This window comes from Micromonospora sp. WMMD710 (assembly GCF_029626045.1).
Classification (GTDB): Bacteria; Actinomycetota; Actinomycetes; order Mycobacteriales; family Micromonosporaceae; genus Micromonospora.
Map to the genome: position 1 here is coordinate 3,794,087 of NZ_JARUBD010000001.1, position 15,045 is coordinate 3,809,131.

The 15,045-nt window shown below is 73.0% G+C and carries 11 protein-coding genes; 3 read left to right on the forward strand and 8 right to left on the reverse strand.

Features of this window, described 5'->3' with window-relative positions:
* Window positions 1-4 precede the first annotated feature (4 nt).
* Entirely contained in the window at window positions 5-1,177 is a 1,173-nt protein-coding gene (locus tag O7620_RS17395) for a PQQ-dependent sugar dehydrogenase (RefSeq protein ID WP_278123817.1), read from the forward strand.
* 61 nt (window positions 1,178-1,238) lie between these two features.
* Window positions 1,239-2,801, forward strand: a complete 1,563-nt coding sequence (locus tag O7620_RS17400) for a metallophosphoesterase (RefSeq protein ID WP_278123818.1) — start codon at window positions 1,239-1,241, stop codon at window positions 2,799-2,801.
* A gap of 117 nt (window positions 2,802-2,918) precedes the next feature.
* On the opposite strand, the gene gatB is transcribed toward O7620_RS17400, so the two are convergent.
* From gatB to ligA, 5 genes are all read right to left on the reverse strand, one after another.
* On the reverse strand, window positions 2,919-4,418 hold the full coding sequence (gene gatB / locus O7620_RS17405; protein WP_151491451.1) for an Asp-tRNA(Asn)/Glu-tRNA(Gln) amidotransferase subunit GatB: 1,500 nt from the start codon (window positions 4,416-4,418) through the stop codon (window positions 2,919-2,921).
* A gap of 13 nt (window positions 4,419-4,431) precedes the next feature.
* Window positions 4,432-5,907, reverse strand: a complete 1,476-nt coding sequence (gatA, locus tag O7620_RS17410; RefSeq protein ID WP_278123820.1) for an Asp-tRNA(Asn)/Glu-tRNA(Gln) amidotransferase subunit GatA — start codon at window positions 5,905-5,907, stop codon at window positions 4,432-4,434.
* A gap of 236 nt (window positions 5,908-6,143) precedes the next feature.
* Window positions 6,144-6,449 carry an Asp-tRNA(Asn)/Glu-tRNA(Gln) amidotransferase subunit GatC gene (gatC, locus tag O7620_RS17415; RefSeq protein WP_151491449.1) on the reverse strand — a complete coding sequence of 102 codons (306 nt, stop codon included), beginning with the start codon at window positions 6,447-6,449 and terminating at the stop codon, window positions 6,144-6,146.
* A 123-nt stretch (window positions 6,450-6,572) separates the two neighbouring features.
* Entirely contained in the window at window positions 6,573-9,302 is a 2,730-nt protein-coding gene (locus O7620_RS17420) for a bifunctional diguanylate cyclase/phosphodiesterase (RefSeq protein WP_278123822.1), read from the reverse strand.
* A 156-nt stretch (window positions 9,303-9,458) separates the two neighbouring features.
* On the reverse strand, window positions 9,459-11,594 hold the full coding sequence (gene ligA / locus O7620_RS17425) for an NAD-dependent DNA ligase LigA (RefSeq protein WP_278123823.1): 2,136 nt from the start codon (window positions 11,592-11,594) through the stop codon (window positions 9,459-9,461).
* Window positions 11,595-11,793: 199 nt separating this feature from the next.
* Between ligA and O7620_RS17430 the strand changes: the two genes are divergently transcribed.
* On the forward strand, window positions 11,794-12,333 hold the full coding sequence (locus tag O7620_RS17430) for a type II toxin-antitoxin system PemK/MazF family toxin (protein ID WP_278123825.1): 540 nt from the start codon (window positions 11,794-11,796) through the stop codon (window positions 12,331-12,333).
* A 257-nt stretch (window positions 12,334-12,590) separates the two neighbouring features.
* On the opposite strand, the gene O7620_RS17435 is transcribed toward O7620_RS17430, so the two are convergent.
* Genes O7620_RS17435 through O7620_RS17445 form a run of 3 tightly spaced genes read right to left on the reverse strand, consistent with a single transcriptional unit; the run spans window position 12,591 to window position 15,039 of the window.
* Window positions 12,591-13,601, reverse strand: a complete 1,011-nt coding sequence (locus O7620_RS17435; protein WP_278123827.1) for an ADP-ribosylglycohydrolase family protein — start codon at window positions 13,599-13,601, stop codon at window positions 12,591-12,593.
* Between the two features lie 30 nt (window positions 13,602-13,631).
* Window positions 13,632-13,997: a VOC family protein gene (locus O7620_RS17440; RefSeq protein ID WP_278123828.1), complete on the reverse strand. Its 366-nt coding sequence runs from the start codon at window positions 13,995-13,997 to the stop codon at window positions 13,632-13,634.
* A gap of 37 nt (window positions 13,998-14,034) precedes the next feature.
* Window positions 14,035-15,039 (reverse strand): methionine synthase, encoded by a 1,005-nt coding sequence (locus O7620_RS17445; RefSeq protein WP_151491443.1) that lies wholly within the window; start codon window positions 15,037-15,039, stop codon window positions 14,035-14,037.
* Window positions 15,040-15,045: the final 6 nt, after the last annotated feature.

The following is a 15,045-nucleotide window of genomic DNA, read 5'->3' on the forward strand; positions in this document are numbered from 1 at the left end:
CCGGGTGAGCGCCCGTCCCCCGTACCCTCGCATCCGCCGCCTCCGGGCGGTCGTCGCGGCGTCCTGCGCGGCGCTACTGTTCACCGCGGGTTGCAGCTTCGGCGAGCCGGAGCCGGACCCGGCCGGTGAGCCGCCCAACCTGCCGACCCCGTCGACCTCCGGGAGCCCCGGCGTCGCCGGCCAGCAGGCGGTGGCGACCGTACTCGCCAAGGGGCTGCGGGTGCCCTGGGGCATCGCCTTCCTTCCGGACGGCGGCGCGCTGGTCACCGAACGGGACAACGGCCGGATCCTCCAGGTCGGCCCCGAGTCCGGGCCGGACGGGCTCCGGGTCCGGGTGGTGCAGACGATCGCCGACGTGGCGGCGGCGGGCGAGGGTGGCCTGCTCGGTATCGCCGTCTCCCCCGGCTACGCCCAGGACCGGACGCTCTTCGTCTACTACACCGCCGAGCAGGACAACCGGGTGGTCCGGCTGCAACTCGGAGGGCAGCCGACCCCGATCCTCACCGGCATCCCCAAGGCCAACGTGCACAACGGTGGCGGGCTGGGCTTCGGCCCGGACGGGCAGCTCTACGTCAGCACGGGCGACGCCGGCGAACGCCCCAACGCCCAGGACGCGAAGAGCCTCGGCGGCAAGATCCTGCGGATCACCCCGGACGGCAAACCCGCCCCGGGCAACCCGTACCCCGGCTCGCCGGTCTGGTCCCTCGGACACCGCAACGTGCAGGGTTTCGCCTGGGACGCGGGCAAGCGGATGTACGCGGTCGAGTTCGGCCAGAACACCTGGGACGAGATCAACCAGATCACCAAGGGTGGCAACTACGGCTGGCCGGAGGTCGAGGGGCGGGCGGGCGACCGGAGGTACACCGATCCGATCACCCAGTGGGCGACCTCGGACGCGTCCTGCTCCGGGCTGGCCGCCGCGGACCAACTGCTGGTCACCGCCTGCCTGCGGGGCAAGCGGCTGTGGGCGCTGGAGGTGACCGACACCGGCACGCTGCTCGGCCAGCCCAGCGAGTTGCTCACCAACCGCTACGGTCGGCTGCGCGCGGTGGCCGCCGCGCCGGACGGGTCGCTCTGGGTGAGCACCTCCAACCACGACGGGCGGGGCGATCCGGCGGCCGACGACGACCGGTTGCTGCGGGTGGTGTTCGCCGGCGGCGACGGCGGTCGCAGCTGACCTTCGTCACCATCCGTTCAGGTTTGCCAAGATCTCCGGACGGGCAGGTCAGAATCTCAGCATGGACGGGCAGCGCGACGAGCAGCACGACGACGCCGAGGGCCGGGACGACATCTCGGTCACCGGTGTGGTCCCGGCACGGCCGACGGGCCGACGGGCCGGGCCGCTGCGCCGCACCGGGGTGATCCTCGCCGTTCTCGCCGTGGGTCTGGCCGGGGCGGTGCTCGGAGTGCTGGCCGGCGGGCACGTGGACACCGACATCGGGCCGTTCCGGGCCAACCTGACCCTCGCCCCGGCCAGCGAGGGCGGGACGACGATCGACGTGCCGCCGCTCGGCGCGCTGCTGCTCGACAGCCACAGCGGGCCGACCCACCTCACCGTGCGGCTGGGTGCGCTGGACCAGGGGCGCACCGAGGCGCTGCTCGACGACCCGGCGAGCATCAGTCGAGCCAGCCAGAGCGCCGTGGAGGACGTCCGCACCGGTGTGATGCGGCTCGGCCTTCGAACCCTCGCCTCGGCGGTGCTCGTCACCCTGATCCTGGCCGGGATGATCTTCCGCGATGTGCGGCGTACCGCCTGGGCCGGCGGTCTGGCGCTGCTGGTCACCGCCGGCAGCCTCGGCACGGCGGCGGCGACCCTACGCCCGCAGGCCATCGAGGAGCCGCGCTACGAAGGTCTGCTGGTCAACGCGCCGGCCATCGTCGGTGACGCCCGGCGCATCGCCAACGACTACACGAAGTACGCCGAGCAGCTGCAACGCATCGTCGGCAACGTCAGCCAGCTCTACACGACGGTGTCGGCGCTGCCGGTGTTGGAACCGGCGCCCGGCACCACCCGGGTCCTGCACGTCTCCGACATGCACCTCAACCCGACCGGCTGGCAGCTGATCCGCACGGTGGTGGAGCAGTTCGGCATCGACGTGGTGATCGACACAGGGGACATCACCGACTGGGGCAGCGAGCCGGAGGCGTCCTTCGTCGGCTCGATCAGTCTGCTCAAGAAGCCGTACGTGTTCATCCGGGGCAACCACGACTCGGGCAAGACCAGCGCCGCCGTGGCCCGCCAGCCGAACGCGATAGTGCTGAACAACTCGACGACCACGGTCGCCGGGCTGACCATCGCCGGCATCGGTGACCCCCGCTTCACCCCGGACAAGAACACCTCACCCGCCGGCAGCGGCCTGACCCAGCAGGTCGCCGACCAGGTGATCGGTGTCGGCGAGCAGCTCGCGGCCACGGTGCGCCGCTCGCCCCAGCCGGTGAACATCGCGCTGGTGCACGACCCGGCGTCGGCCGGGCCGCTCGCCGGCACCTGCCCCCTGGTGCTGGCCGGGCACACCCACGCCCGCCAGGTCTCCAAGCTGCCGCAGGCGCCCGGCCAGCAGCAAACCGCCCTGTTCGTGGAGGGGTCCACCGGCGGGGCCGGGCTGCGCGGGCTAGAGGGTGAAAAGCCGACCCCGCTGTCGATGACGGTGCTCTACTTCGACCAGCAGAAGATGCTCCAGGCGTACGACGACATCACCGTCGGCGGCACCGGCCAGGCCCAGGTCAACCTGGAACGCCACATCGTGCAGGACCCGAACGCCGGCGCGCCCGCCTCGGTGACCCCCACCCCGACCCGCTGAGGGCCGGCCACCGCCCGCCGAGCCGGAGCCGACCGGTGTGTGCACACGGCGGGGTCACGGTCTGCACAGCGAACACCGCTGGCGCACGCCGCGCCAGCGGTGTTCGTTCGTGACGGGTCAGCCCTGGACGCCGAGGCGCTCCAGGATCAGTTCGCGGACGGTCTTCGCGTCCGCCTGACCACGGGTGGTCTTCATGACGGCACCGACCAGGGCGCCGGCGGCGGCGACCTTGCCGCTACGGATCTTGTCCGCGATGCCGGGGTTGGCGGCGATGGCCTCGTCCACGGCGGCGGTGAGCGCGCCCGTGTCCGACACGACCTCCAGGCCCCGGCTGGTCATGATCTCGGTGGGCGAACCCTCACCGTCGACCACGCCCTCCAGCACCGTACGGGCCATCTTGTCGTTGAGCTTGCCGGCATCGACCAGGCCCTGCAGCTCGGCGACCTGCGCCGGGGTGGCCCCGATGTCGGCCAACTCCACGCCGGACTCGTTGGCCCGCCGGGACAGCTCACCCAACCACCACTTGCGGGCCGCCGCCGGGGTGGTGCCGGCGGCCACGGTGGCCTCGATCAGCTCGACCGCACCGGCGTTGAGCACCGACTGCATGTCCAGGTCGGACAACCCCCACTGCTGCTGGAGCCGACGCCGGTGCACCCGGGGCAGCTCCGGCAGGGCGGCCTTCAGCTCGGCGACCCAGGCCGGGTCCGGGGCGACCGGCACCAGGTCCGGCTCCGGGAAGTACCGGTAGTCGGTGGCCGTCTCCTTCGAGCGCCCCGGCGTGGTGTCGCCGGTGTCCTCGTGGAAGTGCCGCGTCTCCTGGGTGATCCGGCCGCCCGCCTCGAGCACCGACGCCTGCCGCAGCATCTCCGAGCGGACCGCCCGCTCCACCGACCGCAGCGAGTTGACGTTCTTGGTCTCGGTGCGGGTGCCCCACTCCTGACCGGGCAGGTTGAGCGAGGTGTTCACGTCGCAGCGCAGCGAACCCTCCTCCATCCGCACATCCGAGACGCCGAGGGTGCGGATCACGTCGCGCAGCTCGGCGACGTACGCCTTGGCCACGTCGGGGGCGAGCGCGCCGGTGCCCACGACGGGCTTGGTGACGATCTCGACGAGCGGGATGCCGGCCCGGTTGTAGTCGACAAGCGACTCCGTCGCGCCGTGGATGCGGCCGGTGGCGCCACCGACGTGCAGCGTCTTGCCGGTGTCCTCCTCCAGGTGCACCCGCTCGATCTCGATCCGCACCGTCTCGCCGCCCACCTCGACGTCCAGGTACCCGTCGACGCAGATCGGCTCGTCGTACTGGCTGATCTGGAAGTTCTTTGGCATGTCCGGGTAGAAGTAGTTCTTCCGGGCGAACCGGCACCACTGCGCGATCGAGCAGTTCAGCGCCAGGCCGATCCGGATGATCGCCTCGATGGCGGCCTTGTTGGCCACCGGCAGCGACCCCGGCAGACCCAGGCACACCGGGCAGACCCGGGTGTTCGGCTCGCCGCCGAAGTCCGTCGGGCAGCCACACCACATCTTGGTGTTCGTCCCCAGCTCGACGTGGGTCTCCAGGCCGATCACCGGTTCGTAGCGTGCGACGACCTCGTCGTACGCGGGCAGCGTCGTCGTCATCTGGGCTCCTGCCTCACAGTGCCGGTGGGGTGAACGTGCCGACCGCGGACTCCAGCGCGGCCGCGACCCGGTACATCCGGTCGTCGGCCATCGTCGGCGCCATCACCTGCAGGCCGACGGGCAGCCCCTCGGAGAGACCGCAGGGCACCGAGATGCCCGGCCCGCCGTACAGGTTGGTCGGGATGGTGAACAGGTCGGCCAGGTACATCTGGTACGGGTCGGCGGTACGCGCGCCGATCGGGAAGGCCGTGAACGGGGTGGTCGGCGAGATCAACGCGTCGACCCGCTCGAACGCGGCCGTGAAGTCCCGGGTGATCAGCGTCCGGACCTTCTGCGCCTGCCCGTAGTACGCGTCGTAGTAACCCGACGACAGCGCGTACGTGCCGAGCATGATGCGCCGCTTGACCTCCGGGCCGAAACCAGCCTCCCGGGTCAGCGACATGACCTCCTCCAGCGACCGGTTGCCGTCGTCGCCGACCCGCAGGCCAAACCGGACGCCGTCGAACCGGGCCAGGTTGGAGGAGCACTCGCTCGGCGCGATCAGGTAGTACGCCGGCAGCGCGTACGCGAACGTCGGGCAGGACACCTCGACGATCTCCGCGCCCAGCTTCGCGAGGGCGTCCACCGACTCGCGGAACGCCGTCATCACGCCCGGCTCGGTGCCCTCACCGACGAACTCGCTGACGATGCCGAGCCGCACACCGGTCAGGTCGCCGGTCGCGCCGAGCTTCGCCGCCGCCACCACGTCCGGCACCGGCTGCGGGATCGAGGTCGAGTCGCGCGGGTCGTGCCCGCCGATCACCTGGTGCAGCAGGGCCGCGTCGAGGACCGTACGGGCACACGGGCCGGGCGTGTCCAGCGACGAGGAGAACGCCACCAGCCCGTAGCGGGAGGTCCCGCCGTAGGTGGGCTTCGCGCCGACGGTGCCGGTGACCGCACCGGGCTGGCGGATCGAGCCGCCGGTGTCCGAACCGATCGCCAGCGGCGCCTCGTACGCGGCCAGCGCGGCGGCGCTGCCACCACCCGAGCCACCCGGGATCCGGCTCAGGTCCCACGGGTTGTGCGTCGGTCCGTACGCCGAGTATTCGGTGGAGGAGCCCATCGCGAACTCGTCCATGTTCGTCTTGCCGAGCATCACCGTGCCGGCGTCGCGCAGCCGCTGCACGATCGTCGCGTCGTACGGCGGGCGCCAACCCTCCAGGATCTTCGAACCCACGGTGGTCGGCACGCCACGGGTGGCGAGCACGTCCTTCACCGCGACCGGCACACCGGCCAGGGGGCCCAGCTCCTCGCCGGCGGCCCGGCGCTCGTCCACGGCGCGGGCCGCGTCGAGCGCCCCGTCGGTGTCCACGTGCAGGAAGGCGTGCACCCGATCGTCGACCGCGGCGATCCGGTCCAGGTGCGCCCGGGTCACCTCGACGGCGGAGGTCTCGCCGCCGGCGACCAGGGCGGCGATCTCCGTCGCAGTCATTCTGGTCAGATCGCTCATGCCGCCACTCCGCTTCGCTCCGTGACGCCATGAGGCACCAAGGCGCTGAACTTGCCGATTCGCTCGCTGCGCTCGCTCATGCCGCCACTCCGCTTCGCTCCGTGACGCCATGAGGCACCAAGGCGCTGAACTTGCCGATTCGCTCGCTGCGCTCGCTCATGCCGCCACTCCGCTTCGCTCCGTGACACCATGAGGCACCAAGGCGCTGAACTTGCCGATTCGCTCGCTGCGCTCGCTCATGAGGCCACGTCCTCGCTCAGGATCCGCGGTACGCGGAAACGCTGGTCCTCGGAGTCGGGAGCGCCCGACAGCGCCTCCTGCGGGGTCAGGCACGGCGTGACGACGTCCTCGCGGAAGACGTTGGTCAGCGGCACCGAGTGCGAGGTCGGCGGAATGTCCGCGGCGGCGACCTCGCCGACCTGGGCGACCGCCTGGAGGATCACGTCGAGCTGGCCGGCGAAGGTGTCCAGCTCCTCCTCGGTGACGGCGAGCCGCGACAGGCGCGCCAGGTGCGCGACCTCCTCGCGGGAGATGGCGGCCATCCGTGCCCCCTTCTGATGTCCTGCTGGTCGGGCGGTGTGCCGGCCGCGCGGCGCGTGCGGCGTGACGCGCGGTGACCGGAGCGAGTCTATTGTTCCGTCCCCTCCGCCGGCTGCTCGGGTGGGTCAGCGGGTCGAGCGGCGGCCGGCCTCCGGCTCCGGGCCACCGGTCGGACGCACCGGCCGGTAGCGGGCCAGCCAGGTGACCAGCTCCTCGGCGGGCATCGGCCGGGCGTAGAACCAGCCCTGTGCCGCGTCGCAGCCGGCGGCGTGCAGCATCCGCCAGGTCCGCTCGTCCTCCACACCCTCGGCGACCACCCGCAACCCCAGCGCGCCCGCCAACTCGATCATCGACCGGACGATCGCCGCGTCGTCCGCGTCGTCGGCCATGCCGAGTACGAACGAGCGGTCCACCTTCACCTCGGACAACGGCAACCGGCGCAGGTGTTGCAGGGACGAGTAGCCGGTGCCGAAGTCGTCCAGCGCGATGGCCACCCCGATCCGGTGCAGCCGGGAGATGGTCGCCAGCACCCGACGCGGGTCGGCCATCAGGGCACCCTCGGTGATCTCCAGTTGCAGCCGCTCGGCCGGCACCCCGTAGCGGGCCAGCCGGTCGGCGATCTGGTCGGCGATCTCCCCCGTGTGCAGGTCCCGCACGCTCACGTTCAGCGCCGCGCGCAGCCCGATGCCGGCCGCCGACCACTTGGCGAGCTGCTCCACCACATCGTCGACGACCCGCCGGGTGAGCAGTCGCATCACCGCGCTCTGCTCGGCGACCCGGATCAGCTCCTCCGGGTCGACCATGCCCCGGCGTGGGTGCCGCCACCGCAGCAACGCCTCGACGCCCACCACCTCGCCGGTCGCGATGGCGATCTGCGGCTGGTAGTACATGGTGATCTCGCCGGCGTCGTCGGCCAGCTCACCGTCCGGGTGCGCCCACCCGGACGACGGGGACGGCGGCGTCCCCGAACCCGCGTCACCCCGCCGCATCGGGCCGCCGTGCTCCGGCACCGCGCCACCGTTCGGCGACCGCCGGCCAGCCCGACCCGCGGAGTGCCGGTCCCGGACCGGACCGGAGCGGGTGCCGGGGACCACGGCGCGGGTGTTGCGGCCCCGGATCGGGTCGGCGCCGGTGGCGATCCGGTTGATCAGGTCGTCGGCGTGCACCAGCTCCGTCCCGGGCCGCCGTCGGCGACCCCACCACCGGCCACCGACCGTCGGCGCCGTGGCGACCACCGGCGCGGGATCCCCGTGCGGCGCGACCTCGGCCGGCGCGCCGGTGGGCAGTGCCGCACCGTCGCCGCCGCGCACCTCCGCCGCCACATCCAGGGGTACGTCGACCGGCGCGGCGCTGCGATCGTCGCGCTCGCCCGGATCGAGGGTGCGGTCGTCCCGCCCGGTCGGGTCGGCGGTGCGCTCGTCGCGCCCGCCCGGGTCGACGGCGCGGTCACCCGGCTCGATCGCGTCGGCGGTGTGGTCGACGCGCTGGGTCGGCGCCGCCGGCTGGTCCTGCCCGGCGGGCTCGGCACCGAACATGTCGTCGGCCGACGGGCTCGACTCCAGCACCCGGCGCAGGTCGGCCAGGAGACCGAGCCGCTCGGCGGAGTTGTGGTCGGACTCCGGGGCGTACACGGCCACCGTGTCGTTGCGGTGCTTCGCGTCGTACATCGCCACGTCGGCGTGGCGCATCAGGGTGGCGAAGTCCTCGCCGTGCTCGGGGAACAGCGCGATCCCGATCGACCCGCCCACGTCCAGCGGAAGGCCGTCCAGCGGCACCGGCTCGGCCAACACATCGACCACCCGGTCAGCCAGCTCACGCGCCTGACCGACGTCGGTCAACCCGGTCATCACGATGGCGAACTCGTCCCCGCCGAGGCGAGCGATCATCTGCGGACGCGGATCCACCTCAACGAGCCGTGCGCTGACCTCGACCAACAGCCGGTCCCCCACCGCGTGCCCGAGCGCGTCGTTGACGTTCTTGAAGCGATCCAGGTCGATCAGCAGCAGCGCCAGGTGACCGTCGGGTTCGCCGCGAGCGGTCCGCTCGGCGTGCAGGTGCACCTGCTCCGCCACCTCGGCCAGCAGCGCCTTGCGGTTGGGCAGCCCGGTGAGCGGATCGGCGGCGGCGAGGTGCTGCTGCTCAACGGTCAGCCGGGCCATCCGGTACACGGCGAAGAGCGGCACCAGCACCAACGGGATCAACGCCGCGCTGACCCGGGCGGCGGCGACCAGCACCGGAGCGAGCAGCAGCAGCGAGCCGGTGGAGAGCAACTCGAACCCGAGGCCCTGCCGGAGGGTGGGCCACCACCGGTCGCCGAAGCGCAGCCGCACCGCCCAGCTGACCAGCCCGTAGTTGACCGCGAACCAGGCCGCCGTGGCACCCCCGACGGCGACCACGTCGGTCCAGTGCAACCGACCGCCAGAGAAGATCATGCCCGGCCCGAGCTGGAGGACGCCGTACGCGGCGGCGAGGGCGCAGGCGTACTGGCCGACGTTGAACGCGGTCCGCCAGGCGGCGTGCCGCATCCGCCAACCGGAGACGATCACCCCGACGGCCTGCACCGCCACCGCCGGGCCGAGCCCCCACCCGAGCAGGATCGCGAAGGTGAAGCAGGTGGACGGGAAGACCGCCGAGGTCTGCCGGCGTCCCGGCGGGACGAACGGACGGGCGTCGCACACCACGGCGAGGGCCGCCATCGTCCAGAACGCCACCGGCAGTCGGGACAGCTCGGCCGGGAGCGTCGCGAGTGGACCGGCGGCGGTCAGCGCTGCCACCGCCAGGATGCCGACGACGAAGGCGGCGAACGGCGCCACCCGACCAGGCGGGAGCGAGTTGCGCGGGTCGGCGACCTCCACCACACCTCCCGAGCGACGGTCGACGTGCCGGTGTGCACGCCGTGACCCAATGAAACGCCCTCGGCCCCAGGTTTCCCGGTATGACAGTCACGAATCGGTCGTAGTCGTAATTAAGTTGGTATACGCGGCCACCGCCCGCACCGGCCCGCGGCGAGGTCAGCCCTCGACGCGGGCGACCTCCCGGGCGGCGTCCGGACCCGCTTGCAGCAGCAGCCGGAACCCGTCCTCGTCGAGCACCGGCACCTTCAGACCGGCCGCCTTGTCGGCCTTCGACCCCGGGTTGTCCCCCACCACCACAAAGCTCGTCTTCTTGGAGACCGACCCGCTGACCTTGCCGCCCCGGCTCTGCACGGCCTCGGCGGCCTGATCCCGGGAGAAACCGGCGAGCGTGCCGGTCACCACCACGGTCAACCCCTCCAACGGGCGCGGCCCCTCGTCGACCGCCTCCTCCGCCATCCGTACGCCCGCCTCGGCCCACTTGCGGACGACCTCGCGGTGCCAGTCCACCGCGAACCACTCCCGGATGCTCGCCGCGATCGTCGGGCCCACCCCGTCGACAGACGACAGCTCCTCCTCGCTGGCCGCGTCGATGGCGTCCATCGATCGGAAGTGCCGGGCGAGCGCCTGGGCCGCGGTCGGGCCGACGTGCCGGATGGAGAGCGCCACCAGCACCCGCCACAGCTCTCGTTCGCGGGCCACCGCGAGATTGTCCAGCAACTTCACCGCGTTGCTGCCCAGGCTGCCGTCCTTGTTGACGAAGAACGGAGACCGGGACAGCTGCTCGGCGTCGAGCTGGAAGAGGTCACCCTCGTCGGTGATGATCCCCGCGTCGAGCAGGGCCGCCGCGCCCTTGTAGCCGAGCACCTCGATGTCGAAGCCGCCCCGACCGGCGAGGTGGAACACCCGCTCGCGCAGCTGCGCCGGGCAGCTGCGGGTGTTGGGGCAGCGGATGTCGACGTCGCTCTCTTTGGCCGGGGCGAGCGGCGTGCCGCAGGACGGGCAGGTGGTCGGCATCACGAAGGGGCGGGCGTCGGCGGGGCGCAGGTCGACCACCGGGCCGAGCACCTCGGGAATCACGTCGCCGGCCTTGCGCAGCACCACCGTGTCGCCGATCAGCACGCCCTTGCGCTCCACCTCACGGGCGTTGTGCAGGGTGGCCTGGGCGACCGTCGAGCCGGCCACGTGCACCGGCTCCAGCACCGCGAACGGCGTCACCCGGCCGGTGCGCCCGACGCCGACCTCGATGTCGAGCAGCTTGGTGGTGACCTCCTCCGGCGGGTACTTGAAGGCGATCGCCCAGCGCGGCGCGCGGCTGGTCGAACCGAGCCGACCCTGGATCGACACCGGGTCGACCTTGACCACCACGCCGTCGATCTCGTGCTCGACGTCGTGCCGGTGCTCGGCGTAGTAGGCGATGTATTCCGCCACGCCGGCGAGATCGGGCACCACCCGCCAGCGATCACTGGTCGGCAGCCCCCAGGCCTTGAGCGCCGCGTACGACTCGGACTGTGCCGTCGGCCGGAACCCGCGGCGGGCGCCGACGCCGTGCACCACCAGGCGCAGCGGCCGGGAGGCGGTGACCCGGGGATCCTTCTGCCGCAGGCTGCCCGCGGCGGCGTTGCGGGGGTTGGCGAACGGCGCCCGACCCTGCTCGACGAGGCTGGCGTTGAGGTCGGCGAACCCGGCGACCGGGAAGTAGATCTCGCCCCGGACCTCCAGCAACTCGGGTATGTCGGGATATTCGGCGGAGGGCGTGAGCTGGCCGGGCACGTCCCGGATGCTGCGCACGTTGGCGGTGACGTCCTCACCGGTGCGGCCGTCACCGCGGGTGGCCGCCCGGACCAGTCGGCCGGCCTCGTAGGTCAGGTTGATCGCCAGCCCGTCGACCTTCAGCTCGCACAGGTACGGCACCGGGCCGCCGGCGTCACGCTCGACCCGCTCGGCCCAGGCGGCCAACTCCTCGTCGGCGAAGGCATTGTCCAGCGAGAGCATCCGCTCGGCGTGGGTGACCGGGGTGAAGTCGGTGGAGAACGTGCCGCCGACCCGCTGCGTCGGTGAGTCGGGCGTCCGCAGCGCCGGGAACTCCTCCTCCAGCGCCTCCAGCTCACGCAACTGCTTGTCGAACTCGGCGTCGGCGATGGTCGGCGCGTCCAGCACGTAGTAGCGGTACTGGTGTTCGGTCAACTCACGGCTGAGGGTGGCGTGCCGCTCCCGCGCCTGCGGCGTCGGCTCCCCGCCGGCCGCCGCCTCCTGAGCCGGGCTGACCTGCTGACCGATCTGCTCCTCGGACACCCCGCCACCTTCGGACACGCCTGCGACCTCCCCTGATCACGCTACCTGGGCACGGTATCGGGCCGGGGCGACAATCCGCCGTCCGCCCGCGCCCGGGGTGACCTGCCCGCGCGTGGTGGCGTGATCGGCGGCCCGGGCCGTGGCGTGCGAGGATCGCCGAACGAGGCGGCCCACGTGTCGCGCAGAGGCGGAGGTACGGATGCCCGAGGTGCTGCTCTGGGCGGTGGCGATCCTGTTGGCGGTGGCCGCCGGCTGGGCGTGGAACAGCTGGCGGCACCGGGTGGCGAACCGGCGACCGGGCACCCGGCCGGGTCGGGGCGCCCCGACCGGCGGCCGTCGTTCCGCGCCGCCGAGGCCACGAGGCACCGATCGGCCGGCCACCAGGCCCCGCTCCCGCGACACCGACCGGGCGGCCGGCGCTCCCGCGGCGGGCGAGATCTGGTGGGCCGACGTGCCGTACGCCGACGGCAGCGGGTCGAAGGTGCGGCCCTGCCTGGTGCTGCGCACCGACTCCCGGGGGTCCGACGTCCTGAAGATCACCAGCCAGGACAAGAGTGACCGGGACGACCACGTCCGGATCCCCACCCGGGACTGGGACCCCGGCGCCGAGCACGACAGTTACCTGAGCCTGACCGAGCCGGTCCGGATCGGCTCGGCGGACTTCGCCGACCGCGCCGGCCGCTGCGACGCCGACCTGTGGCAGAAGGTCCGCAACCTGCGCCACCTGCCCACCAGCTGACCATCGGCGCCACCCGCTGCCCGTGATCCACTCGCTTTCCTGCAAGTCGATCACGTCGGGCGGCCAGCGCCGCCGGGCCGCGACGCCGGGCCGGAACGTCGGGCCGGAACGCCGGGCCGGGACAATGGGCCGGAACGCCGGGCCGGGACAACGGGCCGAGCCGAGCCGGGACCGCAGGCCGGGACCGCAGGCCGGGACCGCAGGCCGGGACCGCAGGCCGGGACCGCAGGCCGGGACCGCAGGCCGGGATCGCCGGGTCAGTCCCAGGCGGCGCCGAGCGTGGCGAGCTGGTCGGCGTACTCGATGCGGTCCACCCACCCGTGCGGCCAGGCGGCCATCCCGGCGGCCGCGCCCACGAACGCGCCGGCCAGTGCGGCTATCGAGTCGGAGTCGCCGGCGGTGGTGGCACCCCGGGCCAGCACGGCGACCGGGTCGTCGGCGTGCCGTACGGCGCAGAGCAACGCGGTGGCCAGTGCCTCCTCGGCAACCCAGCCCTCCCCGGTGACCCGACACGGGTCACCGCCGTCGTCGGGCTGCTCCAGGGCTGCCGTCAGCCGGCCGAGCGCGTCCAGGCACTCGTCCCAGCCCCGGGCGATGAACTCCTCCGGTGTGCCGGCACCGGCCCGCTGCCACAGGTCACCCAGCCACTGCTCCCGGTACACCCCGCGCTGGGATCGCGCCCGCCCGGTGAGGACCCGGGGAAGATCGGACAGCGTGGCACCGCCGCGCAGGGCGAACACCGCGTACGCGGTCAGCTCACTCGCGGCCAGCCCGGTCGGATGGCCGTGGGTCAACCCGGCCTGCAACTGGGCCAGACCGGCCAGCGTGTCCCCGTCGACGTCGAGCAACCCGACCGGGGTGACCCGCATGTTGGCCCCGCAGCCCTTCGAGCCGATCACCGTCGCCTCCTGCCAGGGCAGCCCTCGGCGCAGCTCGGCGCAGGCCCGCAGGCAGGTCATGCCCGGGGCGCGGTTGTTGTCCGGGCTGATCGCCCAGGCCAGGAAACGCTGCCGCAGCAGCGGCTCCACCGCCTGTGGGGTGAGCGACGGCGCCTCGTGTAGGGCCCAACCCACCGCCAACGCCATCTGGGTGTCGTCGGTGACCAGGGCCGGCTCACCGACCAGCTCACGAGGGCCGGTCGGACCGTAGCGGCGCTCGATCTCGGCGACGGTCAGGAACTCGGTGGGTTTGCCCAGCGCGTCACCGTAGGCGAGACCGAAGAGCGAGCCGGAGGCGCGCAGCGCGGAGGTGGAGATCACGGCGGCCATGATGCCCGGCCGCCGCAACCCACACCAGGCTCAGTCCCAGCAGAGGCAGAAGGGGTGGCCGACCGGATCCGCGTAGACCCGGAAACCCTCGCCCTCGCCGGGCAGCCGCCGCGCGCCCAGCGCGAGCGCGGCCTTCTCGGCGGTCTCGATGTCGTCCACCGTCACGTCGATGTGGAACTGCTGCGGACGCTCCGGATCCGGCCAGGCCGGCGGACGCAGGTTGAGCGCACGCTGGAACGCCAGCCGGGGCTGATGCCCGGGCGGACCGCCCAGCACCACCCACTCGTCGTCAGCGTCACCCTCGGCCAGAGGAATGCCGAGCAGCTCGGAGTAGAACGCGGCCAGAGCCCGCGGATCGGGGCAGTCGATCACCACTGAACGTAGCTGTCCAATCATGACCGTCATCCTGCCCGCCGGGTACGACAGAAAAACCTCAGTCCTCGGTGAACCGCCGGCCGGCGTCCCGGCACGCGGCCAGCACCGCCCGCGCGTACTGCGGGGTCGCTCCGGCCAGGCCACACGCCGGCGTGACGACCACCTGCTCGGCGAGCTGCCGGCGGGGGAAGCCGAGGCGGTCCCAGAGCTGGCGTACCCGATCGGCGACCTGCGCGGAGGTCGGCGCGCCACCGGCCGACGGCGGCCGGGTCGGCACGGCCCCGGCCAGCACCCCGAGGCCGGCGTCGATGGCCTCGCCCAGCGGGTCCAGGTCGGTCACCAGGTCGAGGTCGAGGGCCACCCCGACGGCGCCGGTGGAGCGGATCAGCTCCAGCGGTACGTCCGGAGCGCAGCAGTGCACCACCGTCGGCACGCCGACCGCCTCGACGACCGTGCGCAGCAGCGCCGCCGCATCCACCGACTCCATCGCCCGGTACGCGCCCAGCCCGCTCTCGGTCGGCACCCGGCCGGCCAGCACCGTCGGCAGCGACGGTTCGTCCAGTTGGAGCAGCACCGACGCCCGGGGCAGGACCCGGGCGACCGCCCCCACGTGGGCGCGCAGACCCTCGGCGAGGGAACCGGTCAGGTCGCGGACCGCGCCCGGGTCGCGCAGCAGCCGGCCACCGATCGGCAGTTCCAGAGCGGCGGCCAGGGTGAGCGGGCCACCGGCCTGCACCTTGATCGGGCCGGCGTACTCCTCGGCCTGCTCGGCGAGCTGATCCAGGTCGCGTTCCATGAGGTCGCGGGCCCGGCGCAGGTCCCGGCCCGGGCGGGGAGCGACCCGCCACCGGCCGGTGTACAGCTCCACGGGCAGCTCGACCAGCAGCCCGGCGGTGCGGCCGATCAGGTCCGCGCCCGGGCCGCGGGCCGGCAACTCGGGCAGGTGGGGCAGCGCGGGTAGCTCACCGAGGACCACCCGCTGGGCCTCGGCGATGTCGGTGCCGGGCAGCGAACCAATTCCGGTCGCCGCACCAGCCGGCCAGGGCCACGCCTGATCTGTCACGGGCGA

What these genes read in the sequence shown, in the direction of transcription:
- O7620_RS17400 (WP_278123818.1), top strand. Translation starts at nt 1,239, where the DNA reads ATGGACGGGCAGCGCGACGAGCAGCACGACGACGCCGAGGGCCGGGAC.
- O7620_RS17440 (WP_278123828.1), bottom strand. Translation starts at nt 13,997, where the DNA reads ATGATTGGACAGCTACGTTCAGTGGTGATCGACTGCCCCGATCCGCGG.
- gatA (WP_278123820.1), bottom strand. Translation starts at nt 5,907, where the DNA reads ATGAGCGATCTGACCAGAATGACTGCGACGGAGATCGCCGCCCTGGTC.
- gatB (WP_151491451.1), bottom strand. Translation starts at nt 4,418, where the DNA reads ATGACGACGACGCTGCCCGCGTACGACGAGGTCGTCGCACGCTACGAA.
- O7620_RS17430 (WP_278123825.1), top strand. Translation starts at nt 11,794, where the DNA reads ATGCCCGAGGTGCTGCTCTGGGCGGTGGCGATCCTGTTGGCGGTGGCC.
- O7620_RS17435 (WP_278123827.1), bottom strand. Translation starts at nt 13,601, where the DNA reads ATGGCCGCCGTGATCTCCACCTCCGCGCTGCGCGCCTCCGGCTCGCTC.
- gatC (WP_151491449.1), bottom strand. Translation starts at nt 6,449, where the DNA reads ATGGCCGCCATCTCCCGCGAGGAGGTCGCGCACCTGGCGCGCCTGTCG.